This window comes from Thermogemmatispora sp. (assembly GCF_019683635.1).
GTDB lineage: Bacteria > Chloroflexota > Ktedonobacteria > Ktedonobacterales > Ktedonobacteraceae > Thermogemmatispora.
This window is the reverse complement of the sequence record NZ_JADGIA010000301.1, coordinates 1-4,231: the sequence shown is the minus strand read 5'-3', so window position 1 is coordinate 4,231 and position 4,231 is coordinate 1. Positions and strand designations below refer to the sequence as shown.

General features: G+C 58.4%; 5 protein-coding genes. 2 read left to right on the top strand and 3 right to left on the bottom strand.

Annotated elements, in window-relative coordinates:
• The 3 genes from IRZ31_RS20430 to larC form a co-directional block, all read right to left on the bottom strand.
• The coding region (locus tag IRZ31_RS20430) for an amino acid permease (protein ID WP_297157335.1) at positions 1-442 on the bottom strand (442 nt) is incomplete at its 3' end.
• Positions 443-1,056: 614 nt separating this feature from the next.
• On the bottom strand, positions 1,057-1,623 hold the full coding sequence (locus tag IRZ31_RS20425; protein ID WP_297157332.1) for a DUF1992 domain-containing protein: 567 nt from the start codon (positions 1,621-1,623) through the stop codon (positions 1,057-1,059).
• Between the two features lie 33 nt (positions 1,624-1,656).
• Positions 1,657-2,928 carry a nickel pincer cofactor biosynthesis protein LarC gene (larC, locus tag IRZ31_RS20420; RefSeq protein WP_297157329.1) on the bottom strand — a complete coding sequence of 424 codons (1,272 nt, stop codon included), beginning with the start codon at positions 2,926-2,928 and terminating at the stop codon, positions 1,657-1,659.
• Positions 2,929-3,166: 238 nt separating this feature from the next.
• Between larC and IRZ31_RS20415 the strand changes: the two genes are divergently transcribed.
• Positions 3,167-4,060: a HAMP domain-containing sensor histidine kinase gene (locus tag IRZ31_RS20415; RefSeq protein ID WP_297157327.1), complete on the top strand. Its 894-nt coding sequence runs from the start codon at positions 3,167-3,169 to the stop codon at positions 4,058-4,060.
• Entirely contained in the window at positions 3,990-4,145 is a 156-nt protein-coding gene (locus IRZ31_RS21520; protein ID WP_363325709.1) for an ATP-binding protein, read from the top strand. Before IRZ31_RS20415 ends, IRZ31_RS21520 begins: the two co-directional genes overlap by 71 nt.
• Positions 4,146-4,231 lie beyond the last annotated feature (86 nt).

The window sequence follows — 4,231 nt, the reverse complement described above, 5'->3', positions numbered from 1 at the left end:
GATTGAGATGCAGATAGGTGGCAAAGGAGCTGTTGGTATAGGAGCCAAAGGCCCCCATTAAGGCCGCCTCAAAGAGGGCGTAGCCGCCCATCATGAGCCAGCCCGCCTGGAAGGCGGTACCTTTCCCCAGGCTGTGACTGACCCAGGTGTAAAAGCCTCCTGCCGAGGTCAGCCGGCGCGAGAGATAAACAATGGAGACCCCCAGCAATAGGAGTCCAATCCCCGAGAGCAGAAAGACCAGCGGGGAAGCAGCCCCAGCCTGCTGGGCTATAGGCGGCACGTTGAAGAGCATGGCTGAGATGGGAGCTGAGCCGGCAATGCAGAAGTAGAGCACGCCAGGCAGGCCAATGACGTTCTTGTGCAGTTTGTCAACGTTGGCTTGATCAACATCTATATCCCCCTCAAGCATCCCTTTCCGTACCAGTTCATCTTGCGTTGCCAATGTCACACCTCCATGCAAAACGTCTCCAGGCATCGCGTCGCTGGCAATCACAGGGGCGGCGCTAGCTAGGGAGCCGCCGGCAGGCCACCTGCCCGCGACACGCCCCTTCTCTTTTCCGAGCCGGCTCGATACTAAAGGAGGGAAGAGATCTTTCCCTGCTGCCTGTAAGCTAGCCAGGCATCCGTAAGCCTCAGCGAGTGGAGGCTCCCTAGCTCTAGAGTGGGGGTCAGGCAGCCCCCACAGGCTCCCGAGGGAATCCATCCCTGACCCCTCCGATAGGCAGTCTACCCAGTCTTGAGCAGGACTGCTATGCCGGTCCTATGATTAGGAGTATTTGCTTACCTTGTTACCCGTAGCAGGAAAATGGCCAGGCCATGAGCAGTGACAGGCAACTGCGAGCAGAGAAAAGGAGAAAGGGGAGGCTTAGGGCCTGCACCGAAGGCAGATTTCCGCTTTGTTCATATCCTCCCCGCGATCGATTACCCTGCAATCTTTCGGTTTCTCGCTCTGCGGGCAGGACCCCAAGCCTTACAAGCCAGGTTCCATAGAACGCTCGCCGCTTTCTCCAAGGCCGAGGGGCGACCGTGAAGGTTGGGGGGCGGCGTAGTAGAGCTTCAGAGAGGGAATGGCGGGCAGCTTTCGCGGAATGCCTTGACCTTGCTATCGACGTCCACCATGTTCATGTGCATTGCTGGGGGAACCATCAGGCTGAGGGTGAGAATCTTGCGATTGAGTTCACGCAGGGTCGCCTCGTAGTCGCGCAGCGCCTGAGCCAGAGCGGCGTTGAAAGCCCGTTTCTCGCTGGGGAAAGGAGGGACACGGCGCCTGGCCAGTCGCTGGCGTCGCTCGCGCAGTCTGGCTAGCCTGGCCTCTGCCTGCTGCAGCTCGCCGCGAATCTCCTTTGCCAGCTCGATCTCCTGGGGAGCAAAGCCATTGCTCTTGAGCAGGTGATAGGCCAGCTCCTTCTCTCGCGCATAGGGATTCTCATCCAGCTGCAACGGCTTGCCCATGCCCGGCAGATGATCAAACACGCCTCGCTCCTGGGCCTCGCGAATCTGGTCCTCAACAAAGTCACGAAAGCGCCGCTCATCGTACCCCCTCTTGCTCCGCTCACCATCACTCTCTGCCCCTTCTTGCCGCTGCTGTCTCTGATAGAATGATCTCTGTTTCTCTACATCCATAAACTACCCCTTCTTCTCCTTCTCCTGTCCTCTCTAATGCTCACTTTTCTCCTCTGCCAGAGGGGAGTCCCCTGCCAAGGCAAAGCCGTCTGCTTGCGCCTGAGTCTGACCCTGACTGTAGAGAGTCGCGTTCAGACACTGCTCTACAAGCTCATAGACCGTGCTCAGGGGTAGCCCGCGTTCTTGAGCCAGACGACGACAGCTCTCGTACTCTGGCGCGGCACTCACTACGCGCTCACCCAGACGTTTGACCTTGATCGTCACTGGTCCTAGTGGGGTGAGCAGCTCTTCCTGCTGGCGCTGAGCCTTGAGACGCTGCATCTGCTGCAAGCGTACGCCGAGTGTTCCCGAGGAGCGCAGGATCAGCCTCGCCAGCTCCTCGCTCTGCTCCGGGCGCGCCAGGACGCTCAGCAGTGTAGCGGGACGATTCTTCTTCATCTGCAGAGGCGAGAAAGTCACATCAAGCGCCCCCGCAGCCAGCAGCTCGTCCATCAAAGCCCCTAACAGCTCGGGCGTCGTATTATCCAGGTTGCTCTCGATAAGGGTCACCCAATCACGATCTAATTCTTCTCCCGCTGTACCCTCCACGCGCTCAGCCATGCCGAGACAAAGGCGCAGACAATTCGGCCAGGGGAGCTGACGATGGCCAAAACCATAGCCCACCCGTTCGATACGAATGGCGGGTAGCTCAAAGCGCGCGAGCGTAGCGAGGATCGCCGCCCCGGTTGGTGTGACCAGCTCTCCCTCTGCCGGACAGGGACGCCACGGGGCCGCCACGCGACGCAGAATCTCTAAGGTGGCTGGAGCCGGAACAGGCAGCAGCCCATGCGCCGTCTTAACCATGCCACTGGTGAGCGGCAGAGGCGAGGCGTAGAGCTGCTTGATGCCGAGCGCTTCAATGGCGATCGCCGCGCCCACAATGTCGATAATAGCGTCAACAGCTCCCACTTCATGAAAATGCACTTCTTCAGGCGCTACGCCGTGCACGCTTGCCTCCGCTTCCGCCAGCGTGCGAAAGATTGCCAGCGCTCGCTCACGGACCCGACTGGGCAAGGGAGCATCCTCCAAAAGCTGACGGATCTCAGACCAATGCCGCTCTGGCTGATCAGGGTTCTCTAAGATCACTTCGAAGCGTTGACCGTGTATTCCTCCCTGCTCTACAGGCTCCCGGCACAGCTGGTAGCCTTCCACCGGCAGTAGTGCCAACATCTCCTGTAGGCCACTCCACGACAGTCCCGCATCAAGCATCGCCCCCAAGAACATGTTGCCGCTTATCCCTGAATAGCAATCCAGATAGGCTATCATTTACCCTCCTTGTTGTTGCCAAAAGCCTCGCCAGTGACAGTGCACTGCCTGACTGGCTCACAACCAGCACCCGCTTCCTCAGCATGAGATGAGGCTGATAGCAACGCTTTTTTTCGACTTTGGCCAGGCTCAAGGGTATAATTAAGAGATTGGCAAGAGACCATCTTCGTTTTCCTAGCACAAGACAGGTAACTCGCTCCAAGCTTTCTGCGAAGGGGTCTTAAAGGTGAAGAATTACATGACGATGCTCCGCACTTGCCTGCGCCTCCTGTGCGGGGTCCTAGTAACTATTGGGTTACTCAACCTTGCCAGTTTGATGCTACTACCGCGCCTTTTGGGTTCTTCCAACGCCATGATCTATAGCAGTCTTGTTCTGGCAACCGCTCAGATCTTCATCGTCGGCTGCGCATTCCTTAAGATCAGCAGCGAGGTGCGCCATATCGACCAGGAAGGTCGACAGCTCCGCCAGCAAAACGAGCAGCTTATCGAGGATCAAAAGAACCGCGAACAACTACTGCTCATCCTCAATCACGAGGTCCGAACGCCACTCGCAGCCATCAAGGGCTATGCCGAGCTGCTGCGTTGCTACCGCGAGCAAATCACAGCAGAACTTTGCGATCAATATCTTCAACAAATCAATCACGCCTGCGATGAAGCCACCTTTATCCTGGATTCAATTATCCTGCCTCAGCGAGCTGGCGAGCAGAACGGGGCTGAGCGCCTTGACCTCAAAGAAGCAGTACTCTCTGTGCTGGCCTCCTTTGCTCCCCGTCTGGAATTCGAACAGCGGACGCTTGAGCTGCAGCTGAGCAAGTGCGACGTAATAGCACAGCCTCTACAACTGCGTCAGGTGCTGCGAAACTTAGTCAATAATGCTCTTTCCTACTCCAATCCCGGTAGCCGTCTGCGGATCACTCTCACCGCCACCAGGCCAGCCAGCGCCCCCTTGCTCACCGACGCAGACGATCGGCAGGAGCGGCGCATCTACCTCGCTATCCAGGACGAGGGCGTCGGCATCCCCCCCCGAGGAGCAGCAACGACTCTTTCAGCCGTTTCAGCGTCTGGAGAGCGCTCAGCGCCTGGCGCCCCAGGGGAAAGGTCTTGGCCTCTATCTCAGCAAACGACTGCTTGAAGAGATGGGGGGAGAGATCTGGCTGGAAAGCACAGGCCAGCCCGGTAAAGGGACCTGCGTCTGGCTGAGCCTGCGCCAGATTTGAGCCGCGCTGCACCACTGGGTGCCCACTCACCCCACCTTATTCGTATGCCCACCCGACCAACGCCCCGCTACCTCACCCACCCGTAC